Below are 18,178 nucleotides of genomic sequence, written 5' to 3'. Positions count from 1 at the left end.
AGGCGGAGAAAGGACCGGCGCTTTCGGCCGGGCCGGCGGACGGGCGAGCGGGAGTCATGCGGTCAGCTCCGTCAGGTCGCGGATGATCTCAGAGGCGGTGACCGGATCGAGCCGGCCCAGCGGGACGTGGCCCTGGTTGGTGCTCCAGCGGCCGACCGTGCCGTCGGATACGTAGATCGATTCCAGGGTCTGCTCCGGGAAGATGTCCATCGCGCCGATCGCGATGCCTGGCTCCAGGCCGATGACGACCTCCTGGCCCGGACCGACAGCCAGCTCGATGCGGCCCTGCACGCCCGCGTCCTGCGGGGTCTCGCGCCGCCAGCCTTTGCGTTCGAGGCCGATCACCCGGCCGGTCGGCACGGTGTGTCCTTCGAAGCGCTTCAGCCGGCCGCCGATCGCCTCCTCCTCGGTCAGGCTGAAGGTCTCGCGGCTGAGCTGCGCAAACGGTTGCAGGATCTCGTAGTCGGCGAAGACCTCGACCCAGTCGGGCCGGTGGTCGCCCAGGTGCAGCGGGTGAGCGACCCCGACCGACGCGTCGTCGGCGAGCGACACCTCGTCGTCGTGCACGTCCGAGAAACTTCTGTCCTCGGCCACCCGGATCGCCCCGGTCGGCTGGCCGTTCTCGTCGTAGACCGCCCAGACCAGGCGCCGCACGATGTGCCAGAGCAGCGGGTGGGCGACGAACAGCTGGCGGAACTCGGCGCCGGTCCAGCGGCGGCCGGTGACCATCGCTCGTTCGAGGCGGCGGATCTGGTCGGTGGCGACCGTGCGGACGTCCTTCTTCAGCGCGGCGAATCGCTGGTAGGCCGCGGGTGCCAGCTCGGCGTCGTCGCGAGCGCCCGGCTTGGGCAGGGCCTTGAGGTGCTTGCCGGCGGTGTCGGCCACGTACGGGCGGAGCTGCTCGTCGAAGCCGACCGTGAACTGGCGGGGGCCGTAGTCGAGCACCATGCTGCCGGCGTCGTCGAGCCCGAACCGGGGCACCAGCCGGTCGGCGAGCTGGTCGGCGCTGAGCCCCAGCCCGGCGGCGACCTCGGCCATCTTCTGACCCGCGGCCGCCTTGAGCCCCTTGAACTTCGCCCGTTGCGCGATGCCGTGCAGGTGCATGAGGGCCACGTCGGTGCCGATCCGGGCCAGCACCTGCACACCGGTGACCGCGCGGGCGTGGCCGCCCTCGCCGGGCCACGCCAGGATCACCGGGGTCAGCCGGCGGACGGTCTCGTCGTCGCCCACCACGCCCAGAGTGTCCAGGACCCAGCTTTCCTTGCTGTTGGCGCCGGAGGTCTGCCAGCGCTGGAAGAGGCCCCAGGCGAACTCGGCGAGGTCGGCCGGCTCGCACGCCTGCCGGACGACGTCGACCCCGGCGTACGGCGTGCCGGCCCGGCCCAGCGCGAGCACCATCACCAGGTTGACGACCGCCTCGGCGGGCAGGGCGCCGGTGCCGTCACGCAACCGCACCGGAGGCAGCAGTCCGGGGACGGCCCAGGCGGGCACGGCCGGGAGCTTGGCCGGCAGTACGGACAGCGGATCGGTCTCCAGCAACGTCTGGATGGCCGCGGCCGCCGCGTCGCCGTAGCTGTGGGCGGCCGAGCGCACGACCTCGGCGTATCCGTTGGCGTGCAACGCGAGCAGCGCCTCCTCGGCCTGGCGGCGCGGGACACCGGCCTTGTCGAGCGCCGCCGGCACCAGCGCCCGGGCGGCCGCCTCGGGGTGCCGGCGCAGCCAGGTGAGGGCGGTCTCCCGGACGCTCTTGAGCCGTGCGTACGCGTCGGCCATCAGAACCGCGATCTCCGGAGCGGCGAAGGGCAACAGCAGGCCGGCGGCCTCCGCGGGGCTGCGCCGGGCCAGATCCAGAGCCGCCGGCAGGGCGTCGAGCTCGAACCGGGCGACGACGATCCGCAGCCACAGGGCGGCCTGCCAGGTGTCGCGCACTCGCCAGGTCGCCAGGAGCGGGCGGGCCAGCTCCTCCGGCGCGGCGACGAAGAACTCGGCCGGCTCGGACCAGCGGCTGGTGCCGGCCGCGATCCGCTCGGCCTTGCCCCGCCAGTCACCGGTGCCGTCGGCATACGTCTCATAGCGGGTCTGCCGCCAGCTCTCCCGCTCGTCGTGGAGCCAGCTGATCGAGGGCGCGTCGGTGCCGGTCAGCCCGGAGATCACCACCGGCTTGGCGGCTCGGTGCGGCTGCCGCCACGGCGGGTCGAGCAGCAGCGGCGGCACGGCCGACAGCGGCGCCGGCACAACTGCCGCCGCCTGCTCGCGGATCGTCTCCACGCGCTGCCGGGCCGGGGCGCTGAGCAGCGGCAGGACCGGCTCGACGACGCCGGGGTGGGCGAGCACGTGGGCGCGCAGCAGCTCGGCCACGGCGGGCTTGGTGGCACCCTCGGCGAGCATCCGCAGGGCCCGCGCGGGACTGCGGTCGGCCGCCTCGAGCAGGGTCGGCGGCACGTACTTGACGTCGATCCGGTCGATCAGCCCCCGCATCACCTCGTCGCTGGGCAGCACGGCGAGCACGCTCAGCAGCCGCCGTTCGGCCTCGGCGAAGTCGATGGTGTCGAGCCAGTGGAACAGGGCCGGTGCCGCGGCGACGCCGACGCCGTCGACCAGGGTGGCCAGCATCGCCATCGACGAGGGCACGGAGTAGGGGCTGACGATCGCCGCGAGCGCGGTCACCTGCTTTTCCGAGCCGGCGGCGCTCAGCAATGCGGCCGCGCGGGAGCCGTCCGCGTCGGTGATCGCGGCGTCGACGTCCTCGGCCACCCACTCCTGCCGGGTCGGCACCAGCACCGACGTGGCCGTCCGCGCGTAGGCCCCGGCCGCCCGGTACGGCGTGATGGCCTCGATCACCTCGGCGTGCTCCGGCTCGGAAGCGGCCGCGAGGGCCGTGCGGACGCGCAGCGCGGTCGTCAGCGCCGGATCGCTGTGCCAGCCGCGGCGTTCCTCGCCCGGGCGGATGACCCGGATGCCGAAGTGCTGGTGGGCGCCGGCCCGGGGGCCGGGCGGGAGGCCGTCGTCGAGCTTGAGGGTCATCAGCTCGACCGCGGCCACGGCGGCGAAGGTCAGCCCCCGCTCGGCGAGCCACAGGTCGGCGAAGGCGACGAACTTCTCGTTGACGTCCCAGTTGCCCAGGGTGGCCGCGGCGGCGACGGCGGCTGCTCCGAGCGGGGTGGCCTGCGGGTCTCCCTCCAGCCAGTCCGCGCCGGCCCGGGCCACGGCCGGATCGGTGACCGGTGCCTGGAAGGCCTTGAGGACTCCGCCGGGGCGGCGGCTGATGAGCTCGTCGGTCACCGCGCGCGCCTTGGCGTCGGGCACGAACGTGGTGGGGCCGGCGCTGCCCCGGCGGGCGTAGCGGTGCCGGTGCCAGGCGGCTGGAAAGACGAAGGTGTCCTCGTCGGTGGGGGCGGGCGGTATCGGGTCCGGTGTGCGGGAGGGGGACGCCGGTGCGGTTGTCGCGGTCGTCTCGCCGTACCCCTTCCGGGTTTTCTCCGCGATCAGCTTGCCCTCGTGGGTCGTGGCCTCGGCCGCCGTGGCGAAGGTCTTGACCTTGGTTTGGCCGGTTGTGCCGACGCGCCCCCAGCGGACCGTCACCTCGGTGCCGACCTGGTCGATCTCCCAGAACTTCGCCGACGTGCCGTCGGCGAACTCGAAACTGCGCATGTGCGACCTCCATCGGCACCGGTGCGAGGCACGGTAGCGATCCGGTACGACAAAATCATCGGATGGGTAGACCGGTGGTGGGAGTGGGATTGATCTTGGTGGATCCGGGCGGGCGGGTGCTGCTCGGTAACCGCATCAAGGCCGGCGAGGAGCCGACCTGGTGCCTGCCCGGCGGTCACGTCGAGGGCGGCGAGACCATCGAGCAGGCGGCCGCCCGGGAGGCGGCCGAGGAGGCGGGCATCGGGGGTACGCAGCCCGAAGTCATCGCCATCGGCGTGCAGACCACGGGCAGCGGGATGACCGCCGCGGCCGTGGCACCGTGGCCCGGCACCCCGCCGCGAGCCCTCGAACCGGACGTCCTGACCGACTGGGGCTGGTACGCCCCGGACGAGCTGCCCGAGCCGCTCTACCCGCCGTCGGCCATGAGCCTCACCGTCTGGCGCGGCCTGCCCCCGCCCGACGGCTGGCGCGTCTACCCCGTGCGTTAGCCACGTTCGGCCGCGACCAGTTCCCGGGTGGCCGGGGCCACCTCGGCCGCGAAGCGCTCGATCGTCGCCGGGTCGTCGGCGGCCAGGATGAAGGCGCTGACGCCGTGCTCCAGGGTCAGCCCGGCCAGGTCCTCGGCCCACTGCTCGGCCGGACCCCGCAGGAAGGCCCGCCCGGCCGGGGCGAACTCGCCGCTGATGTTGAGCAGCCGCCGGACCGCCCGCGGATCCCGGCCGGCCGCCCGCGCGCCCTCGTCGATGTGCTGGTTGATCGCCGTCAGGTCGTCCGCGCCGTTCGGCAGGTAGCCCAGCGACGGCAGGGCGCCGTCCGCGGCCCGGCCGATCAGCCGCAGCATCCGCGGCTTGTACGCCCCCACCCAGATCTTGATGTCGTGCGCCGGCGCCGGCCCGCGCTTGGCCCCGCTGACCCGGTAGAAGTCGCCTTCCACCTGGACCGGCCCGGTTTTGTCGGCGGCCCAGATCTCCCGGATGATCTCGATGCCCTCGGCCAGCGCGGCCACCGACTCACCCGGGCTCAGCCGGCGGCTGCCCATCGCCTCGATCGCGTCCCAGAAGCCGCCGGCGCCGATGCCGAGCTCGATCCGGCCGCCGCTGAGCAGGTCGAGGCTCGCCGCCGCCCGGCCCAGCACGGCCGGCGGGCGCAGCGGCAGGTTGAGCACGTTGCCGCTGAGGTGGATCCGTTCGGTACGGGCCGCCGCGTACGACAGCAGCGTCCAGGTGTCGTGGAAGCGCGGCAGGTACGGGTGGTCCTGGAAGGTGGCCAGGTCCAGCCCGGCCCGGTCCGAGACGACGGCCAGTTCCACCGCCTGGTGCACGGGTTGCGCGGTGGGCGTGATGAACGTGCCGAAGAGCAGGTCGTGCCCGTAGTCGGTCATCGGGTCTCCAGGGTGGTCCGGATCGGGAAGTTGTCGCGGAACAGGTGCTGCGGGTCGTAGCGGCGCTTGAGCTCCCGCAACCGTTCCAGGGTGCGCGGCGGGAAGGCGTCGGCCAGGCGTTCCGGGCGCTGGTCGCTCTCGAAGCTGAGATAGAGGCCGTCGAAGTGGGCGGCCAGGGCGTCCCAGAGCGGGTCGAGCCGGCGCCGGCTGGAGCCCATCACCACCACCGAGAAGTTGGCGGACCGGTAGCCGTAGGCGGTGGCGTCGGCCGGGACGTCGGCCACCGCGCCGCCCACCGTACGGATCTGGAACCAGTGGATCGCGCCGCTGGCGATCAGCGCGGCCGCGGCCGCCGCGAACTCCGGGGTCAGGTGCTCGATGAGCCCGGACCGCGAGACCGGTTCGCCCTCGGCCTGGTGGTAGCCGTCGCCGGCCCGGGCCAGCACCGCCGCGTACGGCGCCAGCACCACGTTCTGCTGGTACAGCGGCCCGGCGCTCGCCACCGGGGTGAGCTGGTCGATGATCGTCTGCGGGTCGTCGTTGTCGACCATGGCCATCAGCTGCGCGACGCCGGGCTGCCCCGGACGCGGCCGGCCCATGATCAGCTGGCCGCTGAGGTCGCGCGGCGCGGCCTCGATCGCCGCACCCCAGCGCACCAGCAGGTCCGCCGGATCGTCGGCGCCCACCACGAACTGCGCCCAGCCCACCTCGCCGACCTCGTCCACCTCGAAGTCGAAGGAGGTCACCACGCCGAAGTTGGCCCCGGCCCCGCGGACGGCCCAGAACAGCTCCGGGTTCTCGTCCTCGGCGGCCCGGACCACCGAGCCGTCGGCCAGCACGATCTCCACCGCGCGCAGGTGGTCGATGGTGAGCCCGTGCTTGCGGGCCAGCCAGCCGACCCCACCCGCGGTGGCCAGGCCACCGACCCCGACGCCGCCGTAGTCGCCCGAGCTCAGGGCCCAACCGTACGGCCGCAGCGCGTCGGCCACCTCCGACCAGCGGGCACCCGGTCCCACGCGGATCAGCCGGCGCTGTTCGTCGAGCACCTCGACGGTGTCCATCGCGGCCACGCTCAGCACCAGGCCACCGTCGTTGGTGGACCGTCCGCTGATCCCGTGCCCGGCGCTGCGTACCGAGAAGGGCAGGCCGGGATGGGCGCGGACGAAGGCCAGCGCGTCGACCACCTCGGCGGTGCTGCGCGCCCGCAGGACGAGACCGGGCGCCCCGCCGCGCATGTACGTCGAGCGCACCCGGGCGTAGTCCAGGTCACCGGGCTCGACGGCCTGCTCGGCCAGGCTCGGGGGCACGTTGTCGTAGTCGATGCCGGGACGGCGCTTGGCCCGTACCGCCGCGGGCCGGAAGACGGCCGTGGGCGCGGCCGGCAGCTCGCGGGCCGCGGCCTCGCGCAGCGCCGGCATCACCTCGCGGGCGAAGCGGTCCAGCGTGGCGGTGTCCCCGGCCCGGACGATGAGCGTGCTGACGCCGTCCTCCAGCACCAGCGCGAGCAGCTCCGGCACGGTGTGCTCGGTGGTGATGTGCAGCAGGCGCCGGATCTCGGCGGGCTCGCGCCCGGCTTCCAGGGCGGCCTCGTCGATGATCTTGTTGGCGGCGGCGTACTCACCGGGGCGGAACGCGGTCAGGGTGGCCGCCCAGCCGTCCGCCTTGCGCCCGGCGAGCCGCAACATCGGTGACTGGTCGCCGTCGAGCCGGATCGGGATGCGATGGGCGGGCAGTGGCCCGCGCTGTGCCTGCGGGATGCGGTAGTGCGCGCCCAAGTGCCGCAGCGGGCGCGGCTCGCCGGCGTCCAGGACGCCCCGGACGATGTCGATCGCCTCGTCCAGCGCGGCGACCGCCTGGTCCGTCTCAATCCGGTGGCCGCCCATCGCCTGGATCGCGTCCTGATCGCCGCCCCCACCGAGCACCAGCTCCAACCGGCCGTCCGAGAGCAGGTCCAGGCTCGCCGCGGCGCGGGCCAGCACCGCGGGATCACGCAGGGGGACGCTGAGTGCGGCCGGCGCCAGCCGCACCCGCCCGGTACGCCCGGCGACCCAGCCCAGCACGGTCCACGCGTCGAGCAGCCCCGGCTCGTCCGGGCGGTCCTCGACGGTGACCAGGTCGTAGCCGAGCTCCTCCGCGTGGCGGGCCAGGTCGGCTGCCTCCTCGGGCGTCCCGGCCGACGACGCGACGAGGACGCCGAACGTCAACGGGTGTCCGTAGTTCATCGCGTACCCCTCACCCTGGTTGACACATCAACCTAGTTGATACATCAACCGGCGGCCTTCCGGCAAATGGAAGTACGATTCCCGGCGTGAGTGCGACCGCCGACGTCTCCGCCGCCTGGCAGGCGTATCAGCGCATGCGCCTGCAACTCAACGGCCGGATCAGCCGTGAGCTCTACCGCTCCACCGGGCTGTCCGAGGCCGACTTCGACATCCTGTTCCTCCTGGAGGAATCACCTGGCGGCACAGCGCGCTCGATCGCCCTGCGCTGCGGCCTGGAGTGGGAGAAGTCACGGCTGTCCCACCAGCTGCGCCGGATGCAGGGCCGCGGGCTGATCACCAAGACCGCCGGCGCGGTGGTGGAGCTCACCGACAAGGGCCGTGAGCAGATCGCCGCCGCCCGGGCCTGTCACGGCGCCGCGGTCCGCCGCTACTTCGGCGACGTGCTGACCGATGACCAGCTCGCCGCGCTCACCGCGATCTCGGACCAGGTGGTGGCCCGGCTGACGGACGACTCCGCCCGGGACCACGCGCACGCGCGGCCCCGGGCAGAGGCCTGACCTACGGCTGACTGCGCGGGCTGTCCGGCGCCAGCGTGTCGATGAACTCGTGCGGGCTGTGCACCTCGACGGTCCGGCGGGCGGCGTCAGCCTCGGTCGCCAGCGCCTTGGCCGCACCGGCCGGGTCGACCCCGGCCCGCTTCGCACCGGCGACAACCTGGTTGTAGGCGCCCTCGGCGAACGCGTACGCGGCCCGGTAGTCGTGCCGCGCGAACGCCCTGGTCGACAGGCCCAGCAGCACATCGGCCGCGCGCAGCTGCGCCTTCGCCCGCGACGCCCGGGACGACGCCAGCACATCGGCGGCCAGCCGGTTCGCGGCCTCGTGGTACGCCGCCGTCAGGAACCGGTCGCTGTTGTCCCGGTCGAACTGGCTGAAGTCCCAGTTGACGTCGATGTAGCTCATCATCGAGTTGCTCTCGTCGCCGGCGTTGGCGAACAGGAACCGGCCCGCCGGCTCGTAGTCCACCCCGGTCTCGCTGTCGTAGCCGTCGTGCGGGTGGCTCATGCCCAGGTGGTGGCCGACCTCGTGGATCTGGGTGGTGGTCAGGCCGTACCCGGAGGCGACGACGTCCGGCGAGATGAAGGTGAAGACCCCGGTCTGGGTGCCGTCGACGTAGTTGTCGTCGGCGAAGCCGAGCGCCGGCACGTCCACGCCCTCACCGACGGCGTAGTTGAACACCGGGATCTCGTAGTCGACCCGGCCGGCGTCGTCCTTGGTGCGTTCCAGGTTCGCCCAGTTGTAGAGGTACAGGTTGGCGAACGCCGGGTAGCCCGAGTCGGGGTAGCAGCTCGTGTCGGTGAGCACCCCCAGGTAGCACTCCTCGGCCTTGGCGTCGTACGGCAGGTCCTGGTTGTCGAAGTCCAGCCGGTTGCGCCAGCGCAGCTCGGAGAGCTCGTCGACCAGCAGCTCGGGGGTGATGTAGCGCTGCGACGCGTCGACGCCGGGCCAGCCCTCGTAGGTGTTGCTGTCGATGTTGAGCGACTTGGGCGGTTCCGGCGTGGGCAGCTCGACCGGGTAGAGCGGCGACGACGTCATCAGCAGGTTCAGCGCGACGTAGCGGGTGATCAGCGAGAGGTCACCGGCCAGGGCGCCGGGCGCTCGGAAGCCGCCGGCGGTGTATTCCCAGGTGGGCGGCATCCGGTAGTCGACCTCGCCGTCACCGTCGAGGTCCGGGTGGTCGACGTCGTAGTTGCTGGTCCAGGACTCGGGACCGGCCGACAGGTCGTGGAACCACACCCGCCGGGTGCTGCCCAGGCCGGTCTCCTCGTCGTCGGCGGTGGTGCCGCCCCAGGCGATGACCTTGCGGCTGTCCCGCTCCTGGCCGAAGTCGTAGCCGGTGTCGGGGTCCGGCTCGCCGGTCTTGGTGTAGACGTGGAACTTGAAATCGGAGCGGCCGTACCAGTTGATGAAGAAGATCGTGTTGCGCCGGGTGTCGACCCCGGCGGGCGGGTGGTACGCGAGCCACTTCTCCACGCTGGGCGCGTCGATGGCGTGGTTGGCCGTGATGTCCCTGACGTTCTTGGCCTGCTCGTTGTAGGCGGTCTGATATTCCGTCAGCGGCGCGGGCTTGGCCAGCTTGCCCAGCTGCCGGAAGAACTTGTCCTCGTACGACCGGCTGCCGTAGCTGACCTTGTAGTCGTAGGTGTAGGTGATACCCAGCTTCTCGGTCTGGCCGTAGACCAGCCGGTAGCGGACGACGGGTTCGTACTTCTTCGGCAGGCCGGACAGGTAGGCGGCCCGGCCCACCTGATCCGGCTCGTAGCCGAGGAAGACCACGTTGACCGGCACCTTCTCGGTCAGCCGGGGCTGGCCACCGGGATGCAGGTAGGCGTACGAGGATTTCGGTGCGGCGCCCGCTGCTCCCGCGGACGCACCCACCATCGCCGTAATCAGCGCAACGACGAGCGCGGCTCTCCGTCTCATGTGGTCACGCTGCCACTCCGCGGACACCGGGTAAAGATTGACGCAGGTAAAGGCATGGATACGTTGGTGCCACGGTTACCGCGATTCACCGGGCCCAGGTTCTAAGCTCTTCCGGTGGCGAAGTATTTCGACGTACATCCGGACAATCCGCAGGCCCGGTCCATCTCCCAGGTGGTCCGCATCCTGCAGGACGACGGGCTGATCGCATATCCGACCGACTCCTGTTACGCCCTGGGCTGCCGGATCGGCAACGCCAAGGGCCTCGACCGGATCCGCGAGATCCGCCATCTGGGCAGCGACCACCACTTCACCCTGATCTGCCGCGACTTCGCCCAGCTCGGCCAGTTCGTGCAGATCAACAACGCGGTCTTCCGGGCGGTCAAGGCGGCCACCCCCGGCAGCTACACCTTCATCCTGCCCGCCACCCGCGAGGTCCCGCGCCGGCTGCTGCACCCCAAGAAGAAGACCGTCGGGGTACGCATCCCGGAGAACACGGTGACCAGCGCGATCCTCGCCGAGCTGGGCGAGCCGCTGCTCTCCAGCACCCTGCTGCTGCCGGGCGAGGAGGAGCCGCTCACCCAGGGCTGGGAGATCAAGGAACGGCTCGACCACGTGGTGGACGCGGTGATCGACTCCGGCGAGTGCGGCACGGTCCCGACCACCGTCATCGACCTGTCCGGCGGCGAACCGGAGATCCTGCGGGTCGGGGCGGGCGACCCGACGCGCTTCGAATAACGGTGGCGGCCGCCCCTAGGCTGGTGGGTACCACGTTCCGAGAAGAGGAAACGACGATGTATCTGCCCGTGCCGGCCCAGGTCGATCTGGGTGCGCTGGACCACGAGGTGCTGCATTTCTGGCAGGCCGAGAGTGTGTTCCACCGCAGCCTCGAGCAGTCCGCGGGCCGGCCGGAGTGGATTTTCTACGAGGGCCCGCCCACCGCGAACGGCATGCCCGGCACGCACCACATCGAGAGCCGGGTCTTCAAGGACGTCTTCCCGCGGTACAAGACGATGAAGGGCTTCCACGTCGCCCGCAAGGCCGGCTGGGACTGCCACGGCCTGCCGGTCGAGCTCGCGGTGGAGAAGGAGCTCGGCTTCACCGGCAAGCAGGACATCGAGGCGTACGGCATCGCCGAGTTCAACGCCCGCTGCCGCGCCTCGGTGACCCGGCACACGGACGCGTTCGCCGAGCTGACCCGGCGGATGGGCTACTGGGTCGACATGGACGACGCGTACCGGACCATGGACCCGGGCTACATCGAGTCGGTCTGGTGGTCGCTGCAACGGATCTTCGACAAGGGCCTGCTGGTCGAGGACTTCCGGGTGGCGCCCTGGTGCCCGCGGGACCAGACCGCCCTGTCCGACCACGAGCTGGCCCAGGGCTACGAGCAGGACGTCGACCCGTCGGTCTACGTGCGCTTCCCGCTGACCTCGGGCCCGTTCGCCGGGCAGGCCTCGTTGCTGGTCTGGACCACGACACCCTGGACGCTGGTCTCCAACACCGCCGTCGCGGTCAACCCCGACGTCACCTACGTCGTGGCGACCGACGGCAACGAGCAGCTCGTCGTCGCTTCGGACCTGCTCGCCGAGGTGCTCGGCGCGGCCTGGACGGTGGTGGCCACCTTCGGCGGCAAGGAGCTCGAACGCTGGACCTACCGGCCGCCGTTCGACCTGGTCGAGGTGCCGGACGCGCACATCGTGATCCTGGCGTCGTACGTGACCACCGACAGCGGCACCGGCCTGGTGCACCAGTCGCCCGCCTTCGGCGCGGACGACCTGGCCAGCTGCCGGGCCTACGGGCTGCCGATGGTCAATCCGGTACGCCCCGACGGCACGTTCGCGCCGGAGGTGCCCCTGGTCGGTGGCGTGTTCTTCAAGACCGCGGATGCCGCGCTGGTGACCGACCTGCAGAGCCGCGGCCTGCTGTTCCGAGAGACCCCGTACGAGCACAGCTACCCGCACTGCTGGCGGTGCCACACGCCACTGATCTACTACGCGCAGCCGTCCTGGTACGTACGCACCACAGCCGTCCGCGAGCAGCTGCTGCGCGAGAACGAGCGCACCAACTGGCAGCCCGCGACGATCAAGCACGGCCGCTACGGCGACTGGCTGACCAACAACGTCGACTGGGCGCTCTCCCGGCAGCGCTACTGGGGCACCCCACTGCCCATCTGGCGCTGCCCGGAAGGCCACCTGACCTGCATCGGCTCCCTGCACGAGCTGAGCGAGCGCACCGGCGAGGACCTGTCCGGGCTGGAGCCGCACCGGCCGTTCATCGACGCGGTCACCTTCGCCTGCGAGTGCGGCGCCACCGCCACCCGGGTGCCCGACGTCATCGACGCCTGGTACGACTCCGGCGCGATGCCGTTCGCCCAGTTCGGCTACCCGTACCGCAACAAGGAGCTGTTCGAGCGCAGCTATCCGGCGCAGTTCATCTCCGAGGCGATCGACCAGACCCGCGGCTGGTTCTACACGCTGATGGCCATCGGCACGCTGGTGTTCGACCGGTCCGCGTACGAGAACGTGGTCTGCCTGGGCCACATCGTGGCCGAGGACGGCCGCAAGATGTCCAAGCACCTGGGCAACATCCTCGAGCCGCTGCCGCTGCTGGAACGGCACGGTGCGGACGCGGTGCGGTGGTTCATGGCCGCCGTCGGCTCACCGTGGTCGTCGCGGCGGGTCGGGCACACCACCCTGCAGGAGGTGGTCCGCAAGACCCTGCTGACGTACTGGAACACGGCCGCTTTCCAGGCGCTGTACGGGCGTACCGCCGGCTGGACGCCGTCGGAGTCGGACCCGGCGCCGGCCGACCGCCCGGTCCTGGACCGCTGGGTCCTGTCCGAGCTGCACACGCTGTCCCGGGACGTGGACGCGGCGCTGGCCGCCTTCGACACCCACGAGGCCGGCAAGCTGCTCGCCGCGTTCATCGACGACCTGTCCAACTGGTACGTGCGCCGCAGCCGCCGCCGCTTCTGGCGCGGGGACCCGGCCGCGCTGGCCACGCTGCACGAGGCGCTGGCCACCGTGACGCTGCTGATGGCGCCGATCACGCCGTTCATCACCGAGCGGATCTGGCAGGACATGGTCGTGCCGGTCACGCCGACCGCCGCGCCCTCGGTGCACCTGGCCGCGTACCCGATCGCCGACGAGTCCTTGATCGACCCGGCGCTGATCGAGCAGATGGCGCTGGCCCGCCGGCTGGTCGAGCTGGGCCGCGCGGCGCGGGCCGACTCGGGCATGAAGACCCGGCAGCCGCTGTCGCGGGCGCTGGCGTCGGCGCACGGGTTCGCCGGCCTCTCCCCCGAGCTGCTCGCCGAGATCGCGGCCGAGCTGAACGTCGGCGTCGTGCTGGCGGTCGGCGCGGCGGGCGACTCGCTGGTGGACACCACGGCGAAGGCCAACTTCCGGCCGTTGGGCAAGCGTTTCGGCAAGGGTGTGCAGCAGGTGGCGGCCGCGGTGGTCGCCGCCGACGCGACAGCGCTGAAGGAGTCCCTTCGCTCGACCGGCACCGCCACAGTCATGGTCGGCGACGAGACCGTCACGCTCAGCCCCGACGAGGTGATCATCACCGAGACGCCGCGCGAGGGTTGGGCGGTCGCCGCCGAGGGCGGCGCGACCCTCGCCCTGGATCTGCACCTGACGCCGGAGCTGCGCCGGGCCGGCCTGGCCCGCGACGCGATCCGGCTGATCCAGGAGGCCCGCAAGTCCAGCGGCCTGGAGGTCTCCGACCGGATCGCGCTGCGTTACGCGGCCACCGACGACGACACGGCGGCCGCGCTGGAGGAGCACGCTCAGCTGGTCGCCGACGAGGTGCTGGCCACGGACTACGCCCCCGGTGAGCCCTCCTGGGCCGAGGCCGTCCCGTTCCGCGAGGAGGCGATGGGTCTCACGTTCTGGCTGCGGAAGGCCTGATGCCGGCGGTCAGGTTGCTGCGCGCGCTCGCCGCCCTCGCGCTGGTCGGCGCCTGCGCGTCGGCGCCCGCCAACGCCTGGACGGAGCTGTCGCTGCCCGGGCCGGGCGGCCCGCGGCTGCTGCGGGATGCGGTCGCGTGCGGCGAGCACTGGTACGTGGTCGGCGGCCGCGTCGGCACCGACGGCGAAACCAGCCCGGCCGTCTGGGACAGCACGGACGGCCGGAGCTGGCGCAGCCTCACGCTGACCCCGCTGCCCGGCAGCTACTACGGCCCGCGCAGCGTCCTGTACGCCGTGGGCTGCGCGAACGGCCGGATCGCGGCGGTCGGCTCGCGCAGCGGTGGCGCGCACGGCAACCCGCGGACCAGCACCTGGTATCAGCGCCCGGACGGTTCACTCGCCGAGGCGGCGGCGCCCTTCGAGACGTACGGCGGTGACACGGCGGTCGACGTCGGCCGGATCTCGGGCGGCGCGGCGGGATTCCTCATCGCCGGCAACCGGACCAGCGGCGCGGCGGCCTGGCTCTCCCCGGACGGCACGCGCTTCCGCCTCTTCGAGAACGCTCCCGGTCTGGGCCGGGCCTTCGCGCGGGACGGCGCTGTCCTGGACGGACGGTTCCTGCTCGTCGGCAGCTCCGGCAACGCACCCGCCGCGTGGAGCTCGGTCGACGGCAGCGCTTGGCAGCGCGCGGAGGTCCCCGACGAGGACGGCTACGACGAGCTGCAACGCGTGGTCCGGCTGGGCGACCAGCTGATCGCGGTCGGCCCGCGCGGTGACACCTTCGGCGCGTGGCGAGGCCCGGACTGGACGGCGGTCGGCCGCTTCGGCAAGCCCGACGCCACCGGCGTACGGTCGCTGACCGTCTCAGCCGGCCGGTTGTACGCGGCGGCCGGTGACCTGTGGCGCTCCGGCGACGGCGGCCGATCCTGGGTGACCGTCACGACACCGCGCGGCGCGAGCCCGCTGTCCGCTGTGGCCGGTCACAACGGTGACGTCCTGCTGGTCGCCGGCGATCGGGTCTGGCTGGCTCACGGAGTGTGACATTTTGTTCTGGCCTGGCCTGGCCTGGCCTGGCCTGGCCTGGCCGGCGTCGCGTTCGAGACCGAGATCGCGGAGCCTGACCTCGACGGTGGCCACCGGCGGTCCGCGCTGGGCGTGGGCGCGCTAGGCGTCAGCGCGCTGGGCGTCAGCGCGGCTCGGCGTGGGCGCGGCTCGGCGCGGCTCGGCGCGGGCGCGGCTCAGCGCGGGCGCGGCCGGCGCGGGCGCGGCCGGCGCGGGCGCGGCTCAGCGCGGGCGCGGCCGGCGCGGGCGCGGCCGGCGCGGGCGCGGCTCAGCGCGGGCGCGGCCGGCGCGGGCGCGGCTCGGCGCGGCTCGGCGCGGGCGCGGCTCGGCGCGGGCGCGGCTCGGCGCAGCTCGGCGTCGCCGCGGCTCGGCCTGCTCAGGCGGGCGGGGGCATTCTGCCCGGCGCAGTGGGCATCCGGGCGGCCTTGCCGGCGGCACTCATCAGCGGCAGCGGCCGGGCCGCGGCGCTGCTCGCCGCAACCGCCGCCATCCGGGGCAGTGCCCGCGCCGTCGCGTGGGCCGTCATCGCGCGGCCCGCCATCTCCCGGCCCGCCATCTCCCGGCCCGCCATCTCCCGGGCCACCATCTCCCGAGCTGCCCTCTCTAGGCCCGCCCTCTCTCGGCCCGCCGTCTCCCGGGCCGCCCTCTCCCGGGCGATCGTCTCGCGGGCGATCGTCTCGCGGGTGCCGGGCTGGCGAGTCCCGACCTCCCGCACCTGGGCGCGGGTCAGCAGGGTCACGCCCGCCGCCGCGACCACCGCGCTCACCACCGCCACCGCCGCCCCGAGCAGCCCACCGGTGATCTGCTCCCCCAGCAGCACCAGCCCGATGGCCGCCGCCGCGACCGGATTGGCGAGCGTGCTCACCGCCAGCGGCGCGCCCAGCCCGTCACGATAGGAACGCTGCGTGAACAACGTCCCAGCGGTCGACAGCACAGCGATCGCGAGCGCCGCGACGGCGACCGTCGGGTTGAGCAGCGCACCGAACCCGTCGTCCGTGACGTGCACCGCGACGGTTTGGGTCAGGGCCGACGAGACGCCGAACGACACCCCGGCCGCGGCCGCCGTCCACAGGCCCGAAGCGCCGGGCACCGCACCCCACCCGCCCAGTGCGGTCAGCAGCGCCGCCGTGACCAGCAACAGGCCGACGAGCTGGGCCGTGGTCAGCACCGCGATGCCGGTGGTCGTACCGGCCAGCAGCAGGATGCCGATCAGCCCGGCCACCGTCAGCCCGATGCCCCGGCCCTCGATCCGGGTGACCGCCCGCCGGGCCAGCATCGCCGCGAGCGGCACCGCCAGCACCAGAGTCAGCACCCCGAACGGCTGGACCAGCGACAACGGCCCGTAGCGCAGCGCGACCACGTGCAGGGCCGCGCCGACCCCGTTGAGCGCGATGGCCGCCCACCACAGCGGCATCCCGAGCAGCGCGCTGAGCGGCTGCTGCGCCAGCCGTGCCTGCAGCACGGCCGCGGCCGCATAACCCGCCGCTGACGCGACGCAGAGCAGGACCGCGAGAACGAGCGCGCTCACGGCTGGTCACCCGGGCGGACCAGACCACTCTGGTACGCGATGACGACCAGTTGCGCCCGGTCCCGGACACCGAGCTTGCCCATGGCCCGGTTGATGTGCGTCTTCACGGTCAGCGGCGACAGGTAGAGCCGCTCGGCGATCTCCTCGTTCGACAGCCCGTACGCCACCAGTGCCAGCACCTCCCGCTCCCGGTCGGTGAGCCCGCCCAGCTCCAGGGCGGCCGGCAGCGCACTCGGCACCGGCTGGCTCAGGAAGCGGCTGACCAGCCCACGCGTGGCGGCGGGCGACAGCAACGCCTCACCGGCGGCGACGACCCGGATGGCGTGCAGCAGATCGGCGGGATCGACGTGCTTGCCGAGGAAGCCGCTGGCCCCGGCCCGCAGGGCGAGCACGACGTTGTCGTCGTTCTCGAAAGTCGTCAGGACCAGCACTCGCACCCCGGCCAGATCCTCGGCCGCGGCGATCCGCCGGGTGGCCTCGATGCCGTCCATGTCCGGCATCCGGATGTCCATGAGCACGACGTCGGCACGGGCCGAACGAGCGAGCTCGACGGCCTCACGACCGGTCCCGGCCTCACCGACGACCTCAACCTCGGGGTCGGGCTCGACGAACATCCGGAAGCCGGCCCGGATCAGCGGCTGGTCATCAACCAGCAGCACCCGGATCGTCATGACAGCACCTGCTCGCCGTCGACAGCCCTCGCGTTCAGCCGCTCTGCGTGGTCGCGGGGCGGGAGGTCCGCGCTGGGGAGATCGGCGTGGACCGTGAAGCGGCCGTTGACATCCGGGCCCGCGGTCAGCGCTCCTCCGGTCGAGGCGGCACGCTCCCGCATGCCGATGATGCCGTAGCCCGAGCCAGACCTCGGGACGTCGGGCCGGACCTGGTTGGTGATGTCCAGCGTCACCCCGTCGGCGGTGTAGGCCACGGTGAGCCGGGCGGTGCCGTCGCCGTACTTCTGGGCGTTGGTCAATGCTTCCTGGGCGATCCGGAACGCCGCGAGGTCGACCAGCGCGGGCAGCTCCCGGGCTTCGCCGAGCCGGCGGTGGTCGACCCGCAGGCCGGCCGCGGCCAGGTCGTCGAGCAGGCCGGACAGCCGGGCCAGGCCGCGGGTCGGTTCGGTGGCCGGCGCCTCGCCCCCGTCCAGGTCGTCGGAGCTGCGCAGCAGGCCGACCACCGAAGCGATCTCCTTCAGCACCGCGTCCGAGGAGCGGCTGATGTGGTCCAGCGCCGGGGCGACCTGCTCCGGACGCAGGTGCAGGATGTGTTTGGCCCCGGTGGCCTGCACCTTGATGACCGCGATGTGGTGGGCCACGACGTCGTGCAGCTCACGGGCGATCCGTAGGCGTTCCTCGACGACCTGACGCCGGGCCTCCTCGTCGCGGCTCTGCTCGGCGCGGCGGGCGCGTTCCTCGACCTCGGCCACGTACGCCCGCCGGCTGCGGGTCGCGTCGCCGACCGCGGTGGCCATGCCGATCCAGGCCAGCGCGCCGAGATTGTCCGCGGCGTACCAGCTGCCACCGGCCCAGATCACCCCGCTCAGGCAGACAACCGTCCCGAGGCAACCGGCGGTGAGCCACGCCGTGCGCCGGTCGGCCCACGCGGCGTGCGTGAAGAAGAGCAGGACCAGGGCGATCATCAGCATCGGCTGCCGATCACCCTGCTGGACGGTGAACAGGATCGTGGCGAACGTGGTGAGGATGAGCCCGGCCAGGGTGTAGCGGCGGCGGAAGGTGATCGCCACGAAGCCGATGGCCGCGGCGGTCAGGTCGGCGGTGCCCAGCATGCGGGGCTCCTCGCCGTGCCCGCCGCGCCGCACGGCCAGGATCACCGGCACCAGCACGGCGAGGGCCAGGGCTGCGTCGCAGAGCTGCGGGTGCCGGCGTACGGCCTGCCACGCCCGCGTCTCACGCACCTCGCCCAGCTCCATGACGATCACGTTACGC

The 18,178-nt window shown here is 72.8% G+C and carries 12 protein-coding genes; 5 read left to right on the top strand and 7 right to left on the bottom strand.

Annotation, left to right across the window (positions count from 1 at the left end; genetic code table 11):
• Window positions 1-54: 54 nt before the first annotated feature.
• Window positions 55-3,651: a DUF4132 domain-containing protein gene (locus AB0C12_RS24035; protein ID WP_360551434.1), complete on the bottom strand. Its 3,597-nt coding sequence runs from the start codon at window positions 3,649-3,651 to the stop codon at window positions 55-57.
• Between the two features lie 62 nt (window positions 3,652-3,713).
• Here AB0C12_RS24035 and AB0C12_RS24030 point away from each other — a divergent pair, with 62 nt between their 5' ends.
• Window positions 3,714-4,139: an NUDIX domain-containing protein gene (locus AB0C12_RS24030; RefSeq protein WP_360551432.1), complete on the top strand. Its 426-nt coding sequence runs from the start codon at window positions 3,714-3,716 to the stop codon at window positions 4,137-4,139.
• On the opposite strand, the gene AB0C12_RS24025 is transcribed toward AB0C12_RS24030, so the two are convergent.
• Window positions 4,136-5,032, bottom strand: coding sequence for an LLM class flavin-dependent oxidoreductase (locus AB0C12_RS24025; RefSeq protein WP_360551430.1), 897 nt, complete (start codon window positions 5,030-5,032; stop codon window positions 4,136-4,138). The two genes, AB0C12_RS24030 and AB0C12_RS24025, sit on opposite strands and share 4 nt — an antisense overlap.
• Window positions 5,029-7,254: an LLM class flavin-dependent oxidoreductase gene (locus AB0C12_RS24020; RefSeq protein ID WP_360551428.1), complete on the bottom strand. Its 2,226-nt coding sequence runs from the start codon at window positions 7,252-7,254 to the stop codon at window positions 5,029-5,031. The genes AB0C12_RS24025 and AB0C12_RS24020 overlap by 4 nt, the downstream gene beginning before the upstream one ends.
• Window positions 7,255-7,340: 86 nt before the next feature.
• On the opposite strand from AB0C12_RS24020, the gene AB0C12_RS24015 reads away from it, so the two are divergent.
• Complete coding sequence (locus AB0C12_RS24015) at window positions 7,341-7,811, top strand: MarR family transcriptional regulator (protein ID WP_360551426.1); 471 nt, start codon at window positions 7,341-7,343, stop codon at window positions 7,809-7,811.
• A 1-nt stretch (window position 7,812) separates the two neighbouring features.
• Here the strand turns inward: AB0C12_RS24015 and AB0C12_RS24010 are convergent, their stop codons facing one another.
• Window positions 7,813-9,735 (bottom strand): hypothetical protein, encoded by a 1,923-nt coding sequence (locus AB0C12_RS24010; RefSeq protein WP_360551424.1) that lies wholly within the window; start codon window positions 9,733-9,735, stop codon window positions 7,813-7,815.
• Window positions 9,736-9,849: 114 nt separating this feature from the next.
• Between AB0C12_RS24010 and AB0C12_RS24005 the strand changes: the two genes are divergently transcribed.
• Genes AB0C12_RS24005 through AB0C12_RS23995 form a run of 3 tightly spaced genes read left to right on the top strand, consistent with a single transcriptional unit; the run spans window position 9,850 to window position 14,686 of the window.
• On the top strand, window positions 9,850-10,470 hold the full coding sequence (locus AB0C12_RS24005; RefSeq protein WP_360551422.1) for an L-threonylcarbamoyladenylate synthase: 621 nt from the start codon (window positions 9,850-9,852) through the stop codon (window positions 10,468-10,470).
• 56 nt (window positions 10,471-10,526) lie between these two features.
• Window positions 10,527-13,646, top strand: coding sequence for an isoleucine--tRNA ligase (ileS, locus tag AB0C12_RS24000; protein WP_360551420.1), 3,120 nt, complete (start codon window positions 10,527-10,529; stop codon window positions 13,644-13,646).
• Window positions 13,646-14,686: a hypothetical protein gene (locus AB0C12_RS23995; protein WP_360551418.1), complete on the top strand. Its 1,041-nt coding sequence runs from the start codon at window positions 13,646-13,648 to the stop codon at window positions 14,684-14,686. Before ileS ends, AB0C12_RS23995 begins: the two co-directional genes overlap by 1 nt.
• A gap of 397 nt (window positions 14,687-15,083) precedes the next feature.
• On the opposite strand, the gene AB0C12_RS23990 is transcribed toward AB0C12_RS23995, so the two are convergent.
• The 3 genes from AB0C12_RS23990 to AB0C12_RS23980 are packed head-to-tail and all read right to left on the bottom strand — an operon-like array spanning window position 15,084 to window position 18,162.
• The gene (locus AB0C12_RS23990) at window positions 15,084-16,235 is read right to left on the bottom strand and encodes a hypothetical protein (protein ID WP_360551416.1); all 1,152 of its coding nucleotides are present in this window, start codon (window positions 16,233-16,235) and stop codon (window positions 15,084-15,086) included.
• Window positions 16,232-16,906 (bottom strand): response regulator transcription factor, encoded by a 675-nt coding sequence (locus AB0C12_RS23985; protein WP_360551414.1) that lies wholly within the window; start codon window positions 16,904-16,906, stop codon window positions 16,232-16,234. The genes AB0C12_RS23990 and AB0C12_RS23985 overlap by 4 nt, the downstream gene beginning before the upstream one ends.
• Window positions 16,903-18,162: a histidine kinase gene (locus AB0C12_RS23980; protein WP_360551412.1), complete on the bottom strand. Its 1,260-nt coding sequence runs from the start codon at window positions 18,160-18,162 to the stop codon at window positions 16,903-16,905. The genes AB0C12_RS23985 and AB0C12_RS23980 overlap by 4 nt, the downstream gene beginning before the upstream one ends.
• Window positions 18,163-18,178 lie beyond the last annotated feature (16 nt).

It is taken from the genome of Actinoplanes sp. NPDC048967, assembly GCF_040649415.1.
Taxonomy (GTDB): Bacteria; Actinomycetota; Actinomycetes; order Mycobacteriales; family Micromonosporaceae; genus Actinoplanes.
This window is presented reverse-complemented; position numbering and strand designations above follow the sequence as displayed.